At 69.6% G+C, this 14,958-nt stretch carries 18 protein-coding genes and 1 tRNA gene; 17 read left to right on the top strand and 2 right to left on the bottom strand.

What is annotated here, in order from left to right:
• The first annotated feature begins 40 nt into the window (after nt 1–40).
• Nucleotides 41–1,552, top strand: coding sequence for a glycoside hydrolase family 30 beta sandwich domain-containing protein (locus CGL27_RS27570; RefSeq protein WP_119990701.1), 1,512 nt, complete (start codon nt 41–43; stop codon nt 1,550–1,552).
• A gap of 89 nt (nt 1,553–1,641) precedes the next feature.
• Here the strand turns inward: CGL27_RS27570 and CGL27_RS50230 are convergent.
• Both CGL27_RS50230 and CGL27_RS27565 read right to left on the bottom strand, forming a co-directional pair.
• Nucleotides 1,642–1,747: transfer RNA gene (locus CGL27_RS50230), tRNA-OTHER, on the bottom strand.
• Nucleotides 1,748–1,784: 37 nt separating this feature from the next.
• The gene (locus tag CGL27_RS27565) at nt 1,785–2,597 is read right to left on the bottom strand and encodes a class I SAM-dependent methyltransferase (RefSeq protein WP_119990699.1); all 813 of its coding nucleotides are present in this window, start codon (nt 2,595–2,597) and stop codon (nt 1,785–1,787) included.
• A gap of 58 nt (nt 2,598–2,655) precedes the next feature.
• On the opposite strand from CGL27_RS27565, the gene CGL27_RS27560 reads away from it, so the two are divergent.
• The 16 genes from CGL27_RS27560 to CGL27_RS27485 all read left to right on the top strand — a co-directional run bounded on the left by CGL27_RS27560 (nt 2,656) and on the right by CGL27_RS27485 (nt 14,901).
• Nucleotides 2,656–3,372, top strand: a complete 717-nt coding sequence (locus tag CGL27_RS27560; protein WP_119990697.1) for a GntR family transcriptional regulator — start codon at nt 2,656–2,658, stop codon at nt 3,370–3,372.
• A 609-nt stretch (nt 3,373–3,981) separates the two neighbouring features.
• On the top strand, nt 3,982–4,251 hold the full coding sequence (locus CGL27_RS27555; RefSeq protein ID WP_119990695.1) for a DUF6284 family protein: 270 nt from the start codon (nt 3,982–3,984) through the stop codon (nt 4,249–4,251).
• On the top strand, nt 4,248–4,739 hold the full coding sequence (locus CGL27_RS27550) for a Pycsar system effector family protein (protein ID WP_119990693.1): 492 nt from the start codon (nt 4,248–4,250) through the stop codon (nt 4,737–4,739). The genes CGL27_RS27555 and CGL27_RS27550 overlap by 4 nt, the downstream gene beginning before the upstream one ends.
• Entirely contained in the window at nt 4,739–5,086 is a 348-nt protein-coding gene (locus CGL27_RS27545) for a hypothetical protein (protein WP_078642658.1), read from the top strand. The genes CGL27_RS27550 and CGL27_RS27545 overlap by 1 nt, the downstream gene beginning before the upstream one ends.
• Nucleotides 5,083–5,940, top strand: coding sequence for a hypothetical protein (locus tag CGL27_RS27540; protein ID WP_162953080.1), 858 nt, complete (start codon nt 5,083–5,085; stop codon nt 5,938–5,940). The genes CGL27_RS27545 and CGL27_RS27540 overlap by 4 nt, the downstream gene beginning before the upstream one ends.
• Entirely contained in the window at nt 5,937–6,848 is a 912-nt protein-coding gene (locus tag CGL27_RS27535) for a hypothetical protein (RefSeq protein WP_119990689.1), read from the top strand. The genes CGL27_RS27540 and CGL27_RS27535 overlap by 4 nt, the downstream gene beginning before the upstream one ends.
• Nucleotides 6,845–7,174: a hypothetical protein gene (locus CGL27_RS27530; protein ID WP_119990687.1), complete on the top strand. Its 330-nt coding sequence runs from the start codon at nt 6,845–6,847 to the stop codon at nt 7,172–7,174. Before CGL27_RS27535 ends, CGL27_RS27530 begins: the two co-directional genes overlap by 4 nt.
• An 89-nt stretch (nt 7,175–7,263) precedes the next feature.
• Nucleotides 7,264–7,767 (top strand): hypothetical protein, encoded by a 504-nt coding sequence (locus CGL27_RS27525; protein ID WP_119990685.1) that lies wholly within the window; start codon nt 7,264–7,266, stop codon nt 7,765–7,767.
• Between the two features lie 17 nt (nt 7,768–7,784).
• Nucleotides 7,785–8,387, top strand: a complete 603-nt coding sequence (traA, locus tag CGL27_RS27520) for a plasmid transfer protein TraA (RefSeq protein WP_119990684.1) — start codon at nt 7,785–7,787, stop codon at nt 8,385–8,387.
• A gap of 15 nt (nt 8,388–8,402) precedes the next feature.
• The gene (traB, locus tag CGL27_RS27515) at nt 8,403–10,463 is read left to right on the top strand and encodes a plasmid transfer protein TraB (protein WP_119990681.1); all 2,061 of its coding nucleotides are present in this window, start codon (nt 8,403–8,405) and stop codon (nt 10,461–10,463) included.
• Nucleotides 10,464–10,632: 169 nt separating this feature from the next.
• Nucleotides 10,633–11,079, top strand: a complete 447-nt coding sequence (locus tag CGL27_RS27510; protein ID WP_119990680.1) for a hypothetical protein — start codon at nt 10,633–10,635, stop codon at nt 11,077–11,079.
• Between the two features lie 16 nt (nt 11,080–11,095).
• Complete coding sequence (locus CGL27_RS27505; protein ID WP_119990678.1) at nt 11,096–11,491, top strand: ASCH domain-containing protein; 396 nt, start codon at nt 11,096–11,098, stop codon at nt 11,489–11,491.
• Between the two features lie 24 nt (nt 11,492–11,515).
• Nucleotides 11,516–11,791 carry a hypothetical protein gene (locus CGL27_RS27500; protein ID WP_119990676.1) on the top strand — a complete coding sequence of 92 codons (276 nt, stop codon included), beginning with the start codon at nt 11,516–11,518 and terminating at the stop codon, nt 11,789–11,791.
• Nucleotides 11,792–11,878: 87 nt separating this feature from the next.
• Nucleotides 11,879–12,772 (top strand): bifunctional DNA primase/polymerase, encoded by an 894-nt coding sequence (locus tag CGL27_RS27495; protein WP_119990674.1) that lies wholly within the window; start codon nt 11,879–11,881, stop codon nt 12,770–12,772.
• A 2-nt stretch (nt 12,773–12,774) separates the two neighbouring features.
• The gene (locus tag CGL27_RS27490) at nt 12,775–14,250 is read left to right on the top strand and encodes an ATP-binding protein (protein WP_119990671.1); all 1,476 of its coding nucleotides are present in this window, start codon (nt 12,775–12,777) and stop codon (nt 14,248–14,250) included.
• Nucleotides 14,251–14,712: 462 nt separating this feature from the next.
• Nucleotides 14,713–14,901, top strand: coding sequence for a helix-turn-helix domain-containing protein (locus CGL27_RS27485; protein WP_119990669.1), 189 nt, complete (start codon nt 14,713–14,715; stop codon nt 14,899–14,901).
• Nucleotides 14,902–14,958 lie beyond the last annotated feature (57 nt).

Raw genomic sequence — 14,958 nt, 5'->3', positions numbered from 1 at the left:
ACCGGCCCGAGCCTGTCCGTACAGGAAAGGCATCGGTTTCATGAGATCCGTCAGATCCAGATCCCCTCGTACCATGCGCACCGCCCTGGTGAGCACCCTGGCCGCGGTCGCCGTGGCCGCCGGCCCATGGCTGACCTCCCCGGCCGGCGCCACGACCGCCGATACCGGCTCGGTCAGGGCCGGCGAGACCGTCAACGTCTATCTGACCACCACCTCCGGATCCGACGGCCGCACCGTCGTGAAGGGCCTGGAGCAGCAGGCGCCCATCCGGTTCGGGTCGGGCGGGGGTGGCAGTGTCACCGTCGACGAATCCAGGACGTACCAGGAATTCTCGGGCGCCGGGGCCTCGTTCACGGACACCGCCGCATGGCTGTTCAACAGCAGCGGCGCGCTCAGCCAGAGCACCCGCGACGAGGTGATGCGCAAGCTCTTCTCGCCCACGGACGGCATCGGGGTGAGCTTCCTGCGCAACCCGCTCGGCGGCTCCGACCTGGCCCGCTTCGGTTACACCTTCGACGATGTGCCGGCCGGGCAGACCGACCCCGGCCTCGCCAGGTTCTCCATCAACCACGACCTGGCCGACGTCCTGCCGCTGACGAAGCAGGCCAGGCAGCTCAACCCGGCACTGAAGGTCATGGCCTCGCCCTGGACCGCCCCGGCCTGGATGAAGGACAACGACCAGCTCAACCAGGGCTGGCTGGAGGCGCAGTACTACGGCACGTACGCGAACTACTTCGTGAAGTACATCCAGGAGTACCAGAGCCGGGGTGTGCCGATCGACTACGTGACCGTGCAGAACGAGCCCACCTGCTGCGGCGGCTACCCGTCGATGCAGTGGAACGGCTCCGGGCTCAACTACTTCACCAAGAGCGAACTGCTGCCCAAGCTGGCGACCGCGGGCCTGAAGACCAAGGTGCTCGCCCTCGACTGGAACTGGGACCAGTGGGCGGGTTACGGCGCGCCCGTCGTGGACGACGCCGCCATCCGCAACCACCCGAACTTCGGCGGCATCGCCTGGCACGGCTACGGCGGCAACGTCGGCCAGCAGACGACCGTCCACAACCAGTACCCGAATGTGGACGCCTTCGACACCGAGCACTCCGGCGGCACCTGGGTCGCCAATCAGCAGCAGGAGGACATGCACAACCTGATCGACTACACCCGCAACTGGGGCAAGAGCTGGATCAAGTGGAGCCTCGCCGTCGACCAGAACAAGGGCCCGCACAACGGCGGCTGCGACACCTGCACCGGCCTGGTCACCGTGCACAACGGCGACGGCCAGAGCGGGCGGGTCGACTACACCGTCGAGTACTACACGATGGGCCACCTCACGAAGTTCGTGAAGCCCGGAGCCCGCCGCATCGACTCCAGCGCCAGCTCCACGGTGCCGAACGTGGCCTGGAAGAACCCGGACGGCTCCAAGGCGCTGATCGCCTACAACGACACCGGCAGCCAGCAGACCCTGAAGGTCGACTGGGGCGGCCAGTCCTTCAGCTACCAGCTCCCCGCCCGGGCCTCCGCCACCTTCACCTGGACCGGCACCCAGTCCTAGGCCCGGCGCGAGACCGCGCCCCCGCTCCACCCTGACACAGCAAACGGCCCCTGACTGCGTTTCCGCAGTTCAGGGGCCGTTTTCCACTGTGGCGGCGCCAGGATTCGAACCTGGGTAGGCTAAGCCGACGGATTTACAGTCCGCGCGGCCGTACTGCTGTGATCAGGCAGAACGTCCCAACTGGGCCGCTCTGCCCCACACCTGTCCCATGGGTCGCGCCGAACAGCCCGGATTACAGGGGCGCCTTCCCGACCGCCAGCAGGTGGGAGCTGGCGGCCAATAGCTCGGGGTAGGGCTCAGCCATCCGCGCGGCTGTGAGTGCGGAGGCGAACAAGTCGTCTGTGGGCCCGTCCCCCGGCTGCTGCTCCACCACCTTGAGCAACGACCACGCAGGGCCCTCGATCCCGAACACTTCGACGTCGGTCAGCCCCGCCGCACGCAGTTCGTCCGCCAGTTCCTCGGCACGGTGGAAGTAGGCCAGGGTGAAGCCTTTGCCGTCGTGCACAGCGGTGCTGAGGATCTTGGAGATAGCCGTCTGTAGACGGTCGGTGTGCAGGTGGGCATAGCTGACGTGCTCGAAGAGCGAGGCGTACCGGTTGATGCCCGCCGCGGCGACGATTCCCCCCGGCTTCACTACGCGCCGGGCCTCCGAGAGGGCTTGGCGCCGGTCTTCCGGGTCGGGCAGGTGGTAGAGCGGGCCCAGTAGCTGCACGACGTCATAGCTCGCGTCGGCCGCGTCCAGTGCACGCGCGTCGCCCTGCGATGCGGGACAGATGGCCGCCGCCTGCTCGACGTGCCGGGCCACGGGGTCGATCAGCTCGACCTTGTAGCCGTCTTCGACAAGCCACCGCGCGTGCACCCCCGTCCCTCCCCCCACGTCGAAGACGCGCGCCGGGGCCGGTGGGAGGAAACGGCGCAGGATCTCCTGAGTGCGGATGAGTTCCAGCCGCCCGTCTGCCGACATGCCCAGCCGGGCGTTCTCGTCGATGACCTGTGAGTAGAAGTGTTCGATCTCCGGTGCTAGGGCCAGCTCTGGTTTCGACATAAGGGCAGTATCCTGTGTACCGGTGGACCAGTCCAGTACGGACCTGACAAGGGGAGCCATGGCGCTGCTGAAGTACGAGGAAATCGCGGAATCACTGCGGTCCCGGATCGCAGCGGGTGAGTTCGAGCCGGGCGAGATCGTCCCATCGGGGCGGGATCTGGCCGAGCAGTGGTCCGTGTCACGGGCCACTGCCATCAAGGCCATGGACGTGCTGCGAAACGACGGCGTGGTCGAGGCCAAGCAAGGCACGGGGTTCATCGTCACCGAGACCCCCAAGGCGCGGCCAGCGGGTGGGCGCCGGGCCGGTTCGGCGCGCGTGACCGGCGGCATGCCGTTCCTGCGCGTGGGCGCCCCCGACTGGGCGGCGCCTCCGGCGCACGTGGCCGAGGCGCTTCGGATGGACGGCGACGCGGAGGCACTCCGCCGGGTGCGCGTGATGCAGCTTCCCGACGGGAGCCCCCACAGCTACGCGGTGGCGTGGTTCCCGCCCGAGGTGGCGGAGGCTGCGCCCCGTCTGGCCCAGACCGCCCCCATCGCCGAGGGGACGACGCGGTACGTACGCCGACAGACCGGCCGGTTCCCCGTGGAGGGGGCGGACGTCACCACGGTGCGCCTGGCGACCGAGACCGAGGCGGAGCACCTGGGCCTGTCGGACCCAACCCCGGTGGCTGTCGTGCTGCACACGGCGTACGACCAGGAGGGGCGCCCGCTGGTCTGCGAGGAAGGGGTCACGCCGGGCCCCCTCTATGAGCGGGAAGAGACCTACGAGATGTAACCATCACGCACAACAGAAGAAGCTGGACCGGTCCGCCGGTCCAGCTTTTTTCGTGCCCAAAAAGCGACTCTCACCAGCGGATACGCGCCGACCCTCAACCGACTTCCACTCGAAGAGGGTTGACTGGACCGGTCCACCGGTCCAGTCTATGGATGTGGCCGCAAGCCAGCCCGAACCCCCTCGGGGGCGGGGCTACTTGGCCATGCGTACGCCCGGAGGGCCCCGTGAGACGGGTCCGAAGGAAGCGACTGGATCTTGAGAACTCAATAGAGGACGCACCGCAGCCTGCACACGGGAAGAGCGGCCGTCAGAAGCATCAGGCAACAGCGACAAGCCGTAGGCCCTGCCGCACGAGCAGCAAGCACCTTCTCCCAAGCCGTCCCTACAGGACGGACAAGTGACCCACACGTGCGGTGAGACAAGGGCAAAGATCGCGGAGCCCCGAAGGCAGCCTGACCGGTTCGAGTCCGGTCCGGGGCACTCCGGCCGCCGTTTGCGGCCGTGCCACGCGAGGTTCGCGCGGCTTTCCACCACAACGGCGCGCACCCCCGAAGCGGCAACTCCGGGGGTGCTGTTCGGGCCGTTCCCTTGTGAGAGGAACCACGACCCATGAAGCACATCGGTGCACTTCAGGCGGTTGTTACCGCCGATCTGTCCGATCGCGAGCCGACTGCCGCTGAGCTGGACGCGATCGAGGACGAGATGCCGCTGATCGAGGCGGAAGTCGAGTTGCTGGACGTGCAGATCAGCCTGCTTGACCGGCCCGCTTCGGAGCTGGACACGCGTCGTCTGCGGAGGGCTCGCCGCAAGGTGTTGGCCGTCCGGCGGGAGCTGACGAACCGCACCACCGAGGTGAACACGTCGGAGGTGGGCGCGTGAGCACCTCGGAGACGTCGGCCACTGCCGCCTCGGTGGCGCGGGTGGATGCGAACCTGACGTCGGCGTATGCGGACGTCAAGGCCGACATGGCCCGTACCGACAACAAAGTTGCTCTGTTGCTGGCGTTCGACGGCGCGGCCCTGGCCGGTCTGTGGACCGCCGGGACCGGGCTGTCCCTCCCGGTCGCCGCGATGGTGGTCGGCGGGGTGGCGGTTGTGCTGCTGCTCGCCTCGGCCAGCGTCCTGCTGGCTGCCGTCCGCCCTCGCCTCGGTGGGACCGATCACTGCTCGTTCCCCTACTGGGCTGGTCTGACGGCCGAGGAGCTGCTGGCGGACATGCGCCAGGACCGCCGCCCGGCGGCCGTCGTGACGCTCTCCCGGATCGCGGTCACGAAGTTCGAGCGGCTTCAGGTCGCGGTCGACCTGATCCGGTACGCGGCCATCCCGCTGGTGATCGCGGCCGGTATCGCGATCGGGGGTGCGGTGTGATGCCGACGCCCCCCGAGCGGATGGCGCCGCGGCGGCGCGTCGTCGCCACCGACTCCGTGACGCTGGCTGCGCGACTGGTGACGCTGCTCAACCAGACCGACGCCGTTACGGCGCTGCTGCGGGCCGTGCATGACGCGCTGGACCTGCCCCTGCCGGACATCACCGACGAGGACGAGCGGGAACACCGCGCGCTCCTGATCAACCGGGCGGCCCATGCACGGATCACCCTGGCCGGTGTCCTGGAGCAGGACCACGACATCGCAGGGGCTGCCGAGCATCTGGACCGTTGGATCGCCGACGAGCCGGTCACCTACACCCCCTGGGAAGACAAGGGGGCCCCGGCATGAATGGCAGGTCCCTCCCGCCGCGCGTCCAGAACGACGCGTTGAACCGGCTCCAGTCGGGGCTGACGACGGTCCTGGTGCTGGTGGCCGTGGTGGCGCTCGCGTTCACCGCGACCAACGTCACGATGTTCGCCATCCAGCACGAGGTCTCGCCCTGGATCGCGTGGCTGCTGGACCCCATGGTTGCGGTCGCTCTCGGGGCCGTTCTGATCGTGGACGGCCGGTTGTCGGAGTACGGCGTGAACCCCTCCGGCTGGGCCTCGGGGCTGCGCTGGTTCGCCGGTCTGGGCACCTGGGTCATGAACTGCTGGGGCTCGCTGTGGCCGGAAGGGAGCGCGTTCGGCGTTCCCCGGCAGGTGGATCCGGCCGGGCTGGTGCTCCACTCCATCCCCCCTGTCCTCCTGATCGTTCTCGCCGAAGCGATCACCCACTACCGGCGCGCGATCCTCGGCAAAATCGCCGAGCTGCGCGCCGAGGTGGAAGCGGTGGACGCCCCGGTGGAATCCGCCCCTGTCCCCCCGGTGTCCACCCCGGTCGCCGCACCCCCTGCTCCGGCCCCGACTCCCGCGCCGGTCCCGGCGGCGGTGGAGCGGTCGCCGCTGGTCATCTGTGGTGACAGCCAGGTGTATGAGCTCACCGTCCCCCCGGTATCTACCTCGGCCGAGGACGATGCCGTGGAGACGGAGAAGCTGCCCGCGGATGAGGCGTTGAACGTCATCCGCACGTGCTGGGTGATGGGGGAGACGATCACCGAGGCGGCCCGGAAGTCCACCCGTTCCACCTCCTACGTCCACAAGATCTACCAGCGTCTCCGGGACCAGGCATCCGGCCCCGAGCCTGGGGCGGTGGCGGCATGACATCCCCTCTTCTGCGTGTGCTGTCCTTAGGGGCCGGGGTGCAGTCCAGCACGTTACTGCTGCTGTCGGCCGAGGGCCGGTTGCCGCGGCTGGATGCGGCGGTGTTCGCCGATACAGGCTGGGAACCGGCCGCGGTCTATGCCCATCTGGACCGGCTTGAACAGCAGGTCGCGGCACCGGCCGGGATCCCGGTCATCCGTACCAGCGGCGGGAACATCCGCACGGATGCTCTCGACCCGGCCCATCGGTTCGCGTCTATGCCGCTGTTCGTGCGGAACCTGGACGGCACGGTGGGCATGATCCGGCGCCAGTGCACGGATGAGTACAAGCTGAAGAACATCAAGCGGCAGGTCCGCCACCTGCTCGGCTACCCCACCGGCCGCGTCCCGCGCGGGGTCTTCGCTGAACAGTGGGTGGGGATCAGCCGGGATGAGTTCACCCGGGCCAAGGACTCCGGCATCAAGTACGCGATCAACCGGCATCCGCTGCTGGAACTGGACTGGTCCCGCACCGACTGCGTGCGCTACCTAGCCGGTCACGGCTGGGGAGCCACGCCGAAGAGCGCGTGTATCGGCTGCCCGTTCCACTCCGACGCCCAGTGGCGCCACATGCGCGACCACCAACCCGAGGAATGGGCGGACGCGGTCGCGTTCGACTACGCCATCCGCAACGGCAACGCCCGCGGCACCATGACTGGTTCGCCCCTGCTCGGTGAGGCGTATCTGCACCGCTCCTGCCTCCCGCTGGACCAGGCACCGATCGACCGCATCACCGCCCATGAGTGGAAGCAGCGCCAAGGCTCCCTCCTGGACCTGCTCGCCGACCAGGGCGAAGAGGAAGAGCCCACGGGCTGTTCACCCTGGACCTGCCGCGGCGAAGACCAGGACGCGGCGGGGGCGGCGGCATGAGCGAGCCGATCGTCTACGCCGACACCTGGCGGCCGGTGATGGAAGCGGCGGGTTACCGCTGTCAGTGCACCGGCCAGTGCGGCAACGCCCACGTCAAGGGCAAGGGGCGCTGTCCGCGTGAGCACGACCAGCACGCCAGCAAGCACCGCGGCCCGGTCCGCCTGATCGCGGCCCCGGCTGACCCGCTCACTCCTGCTCTCGCCGCGGCCAAGCTGCCGCACCGGGAGTTGCGGGCCTGGTGCCCGGACTGCCTCACCGCGGCCCGCCGCCGCGCCACCGCAGCAGTACGCAACATCACGCCTCCGCAGCAAGCCGGGCTGTTTTGACCGCCCCGCCTGCCGGGCCCGTGCTCACCACCCAATCCCGAGGAACAGCGCGCTGCCTGACCACTCCACCCCTTCAAGGGAGATTCACTGTGTCTAGCCGTACCCGTGCCCGCGCCGTGAAGACGGCGGCGGGTGTCACGACCGTTCGTATCCCGCGCCAGCACGGTCGCCGCTCCGCTGACCCGTTCGTGGTCGTGGTGCCCGAACGCCCGACCCTGACCCGCCTGGCCCTGGACGCGGCGGCGCGGTGGCTGTGGAAGCACCGCCGCGCCCTTGCCCCGCTCACCCTCGGCATGCTGGCCCTGCCCATCACCGCACTCCTGCACGTGATGGCCTGGTGGTCCGCTCTGGTGCTCGCCCCCGCCGCCGCGGGCCCGCTGCTGTGGCTGGCCATCGCGCAGCGTCGCCGTCCGGCCAAGGACGGCACGGTGTGGGCCTGGCGCATCTCGGCTGCCCTGCTCGGCACCTCCGGGCTCGCCTGGACGGCGCTGGCCGCGGGGTTCGGCCCGCTGGCCGGTCCGCTGGAGCTGCTGTGGCTGCTCAACCTGATCGCCGCACAGACCGCCTGGCTCGTCGTCCGCCGCACCCACTGACCTGAGGAGAGGGCCACATGGCAAACAACGGAAGCACCAACCGGGTCCACAACTTCCGGAATCGGCAGGCTCAGCAGCCGTACCAGCCGCGCACCAACGGCAACAGCAACGGCGGGGGCGCGAACAAGAGCAACAAGTTCGCCAACGCGGGCGCCGCCGCGGGCGGGTTCGTCGGCGCGATGGGCGGCTCGTTCGTCCCGCCGATCAACGTCACGGTCAACAACAACCGCAGCAAGACCCGCGCCAACGGCGGCCGTCCGCACTCCGAAGCCCTGCTGCCCTCCCCGGAGTTCGGCTCCCCGGCGCAGGTGCGGTTCTACTGCAACAGCATCCGTGCCGCGGCCGTCACGCTCTCCATCGAGGTGGCCATGGGTGCCGAGATCCTCAAGGGCGTACTCAGCGCGGTGCCGGACCCGGAGGGCAAGACGTTCGGCTCCCGCATCCGGGCGCAGAAGGTGGCCCGGAAGCTCCAGAAGTCCGCTGACGATCTGCGGGATGCGGCCAAGAACGCCGCGGCTGCCTACGCCACGTTCCAGCAGCAGTACGAGGAAGAGATCAGCCGCGTCCGTCACCGTGCCCGGAAGCCTCAGCAGCCGCGCATGGACTGGACCCAGCAGTAAGAAGGAGGTACGACCATGGCGCGCAATTGGACTGACCAGGACGGCCGGAGGTACCCGCTCGCCGTCCCCGCCGACACGAACGCGGGTACGGGCGGCTCCGTCGGGGCGTACCTGCTGCACCGCATCAAGCCGCACCTTCCCTCGTGGCTCGGGGTCGCCGCCACCGGCGTGGTCGGGGTCCTGGGGCATGAGCGGTGGGCGGACAGTGCGGGGGCCGGGGTCGGTCTGACCCTGGCGTCCGTGGCCCTGACCGGCACCACCTGGTGGGTCGGCCGCACTACCAGCAAGCAGCGCCGTCTCCACTCGGCCATCAGTGTCGCGGCGGGCTCGGCCTGGCTCACCGCCGCGTGCCTGGCCGGACCGACCACCGGCCCGATCGATGACGTCTACCTCATGGGCGGGCCCGGTGTGGCGCTGTCGTGGAACGTGCGCATGGCCATGCGCCGCAACGACCCGGCCGGGGACGGCGCAGGCTCAGATAAGGGCCTGCTGGAGAAGGTGGGACTGGCGCGGGCGCAGATCGGCGCCGCGAAGGTCGAGCCGAACCGCGTCACCGCGCCGATCGCTGGGGCGGCCGGGGAGCACACCCACGACGACGTGACGAAGGCGCTGGCCCACATCGCGTCCGCCCTAGATCTGCCGACTTCGGCCGTGCGCTACACGCCCGACCCCGACTCGGCACGACGCGGCGAGCTGGTGATCGTGCCGGAGGACATGCTGGCCGAGACGGTCGAGTGGGAGGGTCCCTCCCAGCTCGGCGGTTCGATCGCCGATCCGCTGGTCATCGGCCGCTACGACGACGGCGCCCCGCTGATGCTGTGGCTGCCCGGTGACCCGAGCCCGGAGGTCAAGCGGAACTCCACACACCTGCTGATCGCGGGCGGCACCGGTTCCGGCAAGGGCGACGCGGCACTGAACCTGCTGACCGAGATCCTCTCCCGCCGCGATGTGCTGGTGTGGCTGTCAGACCCGAAGGCGTTCCAGGACTTCGGCCCGCTGCGCCCCGGTCTGGACTGGGGCGTAGAGGGCGGCACCGACACCGAGGTCATGGTGGAGGGCGTCAAGGCAGCCATCCCGGCCCGGACGCGCTGGCTTGGCGCCCACAGCTACCGCCAGTGGGTTCCCGAGTGCGCGCAGGTGCAGAACGACCCGGAGCACACCTGCCGTCCGGACGGCCGCGCGTGCGGCTGCCCCGGGATGCCGTTCCTGGTCGCCTGGATGGAGGAGTCCGCGAACACTCTGCGGGCGTTGGGGGACGATGCGTTCACCGGCATCGCGCAGGAGGCCCGTTCTGCCGGCATCTCTCTGGTGGTCTCGCTCCAGCGGCCGAGCTATGACCAGATGAGCACCAGCACCCGCGCCTCCCTGCCCTCCGTGCTCGCCCTCGGCTGCGACCCGCGCGACGAGGGATTCTCCCTGCCGGAGTCGGTGCTGGACGCGGGCGCCCACCCCGGCGCCTGGGGCAACCGGCGCCCCGGCTACTGCTACCTGGTCACGCCCGGCATCCCCGAGGACCGCTACCCCTCCCCGGGCCGCACGCGGGCCTTCAGCCACCGCGCGGTCTCGCTCATGGAGGTGCTGGCCTCCTGGGCACAGCGCAACGGCGCCACCGCCGACCCCATCACCGCTGGCGCAGCCTCCGGTGTCGCCGGACGGCTCTACACCGGCCGCACTGCCCCCGGGGACAACCAGACGGCGGCGCCAGACGCCGCGGAGGAGGACGAGGACGGCATGGAGTACGGGCTGTTGGTGGACCCCGAGGACGCCGACATCGACCCCGAGGCCGAGCTGCCGGAGCCGGAGCAGGGCGATGACGCCCCGATCTTCGGGCAGGACACCGGCCGCAAGCCCTCCCCGGCCGAGGCCCGGCAGCTCTTCGCCCGCGCGCTGGAGGAGTTCGAGACCGAGGGCCGGATGGTCGTCGGCCCGAAGGACTTCACGGACTGGTGCGACCAGAACAACCTCTCCCGCCCGTGGGTGTCCGCGCGGCTGAAAGAGGCCGCGATGGAGGGACGGCTGGAGCCGACCAACGCCACCGGCCGGTGGCGCATCGTCCCCGCCCTGACAGCCGCCTGACGCCTGACACCGTCACGGCCGTCTGACACCCAAACCCCTAGGCAAACCCGCTGTCAGGAACACGTGACACCACCGCGTGACACCCCTGACACCCGAGCCTGACACCCGACCCCCGTGGGCCCGCGCCACCTCCCGGCGCGGGCCCGCGGGCATCCCGGAGGGATTCGCGATGACCCACCTCGACCGGCCCCCAGCCGTCGAAGTCCACCACCCCCAACCCATCACCCCGCACCCGACCACCGCGCCCCTGGTACCGGTGCAGCCGGGCACGGCGGCCCAAGTGCAAAGCGTCGTGCTGCCGGACGGGCGAGTCATCACCGGCTACGCCATCGAGCCCGTCAAGCCCGAACCCATCACGACCAAACCTGTCATCTCCCCCGCAGCGGTGAACATCGCCCTCGGCGGGATCGGGTTCGCCGCGGTCTGCGGTGGGCTCTTCCTACTCACCACGTTCATCGCCGCCCTGACCGCGTTCATCACTCAGCTCATCATCCTGGCCGCGGTCATCTTCGGCGGCTGGATCGCCGTGCAGATCTTCAGCGCGAACCGGTCCAGCCACGGGACCACGGTCAACATCCGCAAGGCCGTCATCAAGCGCAACCACTTCCACAGCTAAGAACGAAAGGGGCGTCGTGAAGGCACTGACCATCAAGCAGCCGTGGGCGGACGCCATCGCCTACGGCGGCAAGCGCATCGAAAACCGCTCGTGGACCCCGCCCGCCGCGACTGTCGGCAGCACCATCCTCATCCACGCGGGCAAGACCTTCGACCCCATGGCCCGCTTCCTCATCACCGACTGGGACACGCTCGACGGCTGGCCCGACGCCCGCGGAGCCGTCATCGCCACAGCCGTCCTGGCCGGACACCACTGCGCTGATGGCTGCTGCTCCCCCTGGGGCGAATCCCGCGGCCATCACTGGCAGCTCACCGACGTCCAGCCGCTCACCGAACCGGTGCCCTGCCGCGGAGCCCAAAGGCTCTGGACACCCGCCACAGCCACCATCCAGCGCATCATCCGCACCGCCTGATCACGACGAAACGAGGAACGCCGCATGATCCGACTCCGCGTCCACGTCTCGCACTGGCCCCGCCCCGCACTCATCCTCACCGACACTCCCCGCCCCAACTGCCCCGACTGCGACGGGTACGGCGGCACCGAACACGACTACGGCGACTACGAGACCGGCGAATACGCAGGCACCGACTACGAGACCTGCCCCTGCTGGAACGAAAACCGCCGCTGGACCCTGCTCCCCCTCCCGCACCGCCCCCGGTGGCTGCGTCGGCAACACCCCGACATCGACCCCTGGGCCGAGCCCCCGTTCTAGACACGCCCGGGGCGGCCCCCTCTCACGCCAATGAAGCGGGGCCGCCCCGGTCTCCCAGCACTACCAACAGAACTGGAGGCATCCAGCATGACCCAACCCGCCGTCATCCGGCGAGACCCTCCCGCCCCGTCGCCCCTGCGGACCGCGCTGGAGCTGGCCGCGGCCGGTCTGCCGGTGCTGCCCCTCCGGCACGGCAAGGTGCCGTTCGGGAACTGCCGCACCTGCGCGAAGGACGCCCAGACCGGCAGGGCCGCCTGTGGCGGGCGGCCGAACATGAAAGACGGGGGCCCCTGCCAGTGCCCCGGTCCCTGCCACGCGTGGGCCGCCGCCACCACCGACCCGGACGTCCTCGCCTCGCCCGCGTGGGCGTCGGCGTGGCGGGAGGCCGTGACGGTCGCCTACCACCCCGGCGGCGCCGGGCTGACCGTGGTGGACCTCGACGACACCGCAGCCGTCGCATGGGCCCGGGAGACCCTGCCGCCCACCCGGATCGTGCCGACGACCCGCGGTGAACACTGGATCTACCGAGACGCCATGCGATCTGTGAACGCCGTCCGTGAGGGTGTCGACCTCAAGTCCACGATGGCCTACGCCCGGTGGCTCGGTCACGGCACCGGCACCATGACCGACCTGCCGGAAATCGTGCGCGCGCTGGCAGTGAAAGAGCCCTCCACGGTCCGGGCGGCCCCGCAGGCCATCACCGTGCCCGCATGGGCCGGGGAAGCAGTGTGCCCTCACCGCACGCCCGCCTACCTGGACCGTGGCATCGCCATGGCCGAGCAGCGCATCACCGAGGCCCGCAGCGCGGTCCACACCACCGTCTACCGGACCTTCCTCGCCGTGCTCTCCACCCACGGCCGGTGCGGCTGCCTCACCGACGCCCACATCGCGCGACTGTTCACCGCCGCGCAGGCCAAGGGCGAATCCCCCCGGCACTGCACCGACGCGTGGACCAACGCCCGTACCACGTTGGGACTGTGACCATGTCCGACGACGAGAAGAACCCCGCCCGCGAGGTCATCACCGACTACGCGCAGGCGCACTTCCGGTACTTCCGCACCGCCGACGGGACCGTGTACGCGCAGAAGAACGGCCACCCCGTGGCCCGCCCCATCCGCTCCCAGGGCACCACAGGAAGCCACCGTCAGGAACTCATGGTCGGCCTGTTCAAAGACGGGCGCGGCGTGTTCAACGGAACCGCGCTCAAGGAGGCACTGGACTTGATCGAAGCACTCGCGCTGTCTGAGGACGTGCAGCCCGTCCACATCCGCGTCGCGCCCGGATTCGACGGCGCGACCTGGCTCGACCTGGGCCGCAACGACGGACAGTCCGTCCGCATCCACCCCACCGGCTGGGACATCGTCGTCCCCGACCCACGCGAAGTGTGCTGGCGACGCACCCAGCTCACCGGGGAACTGCCCCTGCCCGCGAAGGACACCGAGGGCAAGGGCATTGATCTGCTGCTGAGGCTGTGCAACTTCGCCAACGCGGAGACCGAGTGCCTGGCCATCGCCTGGCTGATCGGCTGCCTCGGGCCGTCCGTGCCCGTCCCCGCACCGTTCCTCACCGGCCCCCAAGGCGCGGGCAAGTCCACCGGCGGCCGGATGCTCACCAGGATCATCGAGGGCATGAGCGGCGACCTTCGCCGGGCGCCAAAGGACGAGGAGAACCTGATCGCGGCGGTGGCGGCCGGATGGGTCACGGCCCTGGACAACCTCTCCCACATGACCCCGGACCTGTCCGACGCCATGTGCTGCATCGTCACCGGGGCCGAGAGCGTCAAGCGTGCCCTGTTCACCGACGGGGACGTCTTCCGCGCCCGCTACCGCCGCCCCCTGCTCCTGACCGGCATCGACGTCGGCGTCATCCGCCCCGACCTCGCAGAACGGCTCCTGCCCCTGCGCCTGGAACGCCCCCGGGTGAGGCGCACCGAAGATGAGCTGTGGACGGAGTACGCGGAAGTTCTGCCCGTCGTCCTCGGCTCCCTCCTGGACCTCACGGTCAAGGTCCGCGCGGCCGAGGCAGAGACCCCCACGGACCTGCGGATGGCCGACTTCGCGCACCTGTGCGCGCAACTCGACGCAGCTACCGGTCTCGGGGCGCTCGCCGCCTACCGGGCCAGTCTGGACGACCTCAACGACGACGTGATCGAGGGTGACCTCCTCGCGCAGACCGTCCTCAGCCATGCGGACACAATCGAGCCGGGCGCGGCGCAGCGGATGACCTCCACCGAATGGCTGCACTGCCTCAGCCGCCTCTACAGCGGCGATGAACTGCGTCCCCTGCCCAAGGGGTGGCCGACCACGGGAAAAGTCCTCTCCGACCGCCTCAAGCGCCTCCAGCCCACCCTTGCAGCCCGTCGCGTCCTCATCGACTGGGGCCGCACCAGCGAGGGCCGCTACCTCGAAATGACCCGCCAACCGGCCCCACCACCACACGAGCAGAAGCCGCTGCTCTGACCCACGACCACGCGGGAACTCCCGGACAAGCAAGAGGAGCACCACCGGGCCAGACGTGCTCCTCTTGCTGTTCGGCGGAACGCCGCCCGATAGTCGCGCCGCGCAGCGGCTCCTTCTTCACGCTGTGAGCCGCGCCGCACCACAACAGACACCCCCTCTTTTTGTCCTAAGAGGGAAGACGCTGCGTCATCTGCGTCACGCAGACGGAAAAACGGCCCCTGACCTGCGGATACAGGCATGACGCAGACGGCAACCTCTGCGTCATCCTGCGTCATCTGCGTCACCCGATGACGCAACCCATGACGCGCCGATGACGCACCCCCAAACCACTGCGTCACACAAAACCGCAGGTCAAAAGCTCAAATGACGCTGATGACGCAATGACGCAGAAATCCGCGCTTCGGACAAGCACGCCCCTCGAAAGCCCAAAGACCCCGCCATCAGAGCGAAGGAGTCGAACGCGTGGCACGCGACGACAAGCTCAAGCTCCCCGACGTCCTCAAAGAGATCAAGATGAGCCGCGCCGCCTTCTACCGCATGCGCGCCCGCGGCAAGGCCCCGAAGCTCATCAAGCTCCCGAACGGCCACCTTCGCGTCCGTCGTAGCGACCTCGACGCCTGGTGGCGAGACCTCGAGTCCCCCGCTTACTGACCCACCCCCGAAGGGGACCGGCCGCACCGCGACCGGTCCCCTTTCGCATGGAAGGAA

Source organism: Streptomyces sp. 11-1-2 (assembly GCF_003595545.1).
Taxonomy (GTDB): domain Bacteria; phylum Actinomycetota; class Actinomycetes; order Streptomycetales; family Streptomycetaceae; genus Streptomyces; species Streptomyces hygroscopicus_B.
Note: the sequence above shows the minus strand (reverse complement) of the source record. Positions and strands in the feature narration are given on the sequence as shown.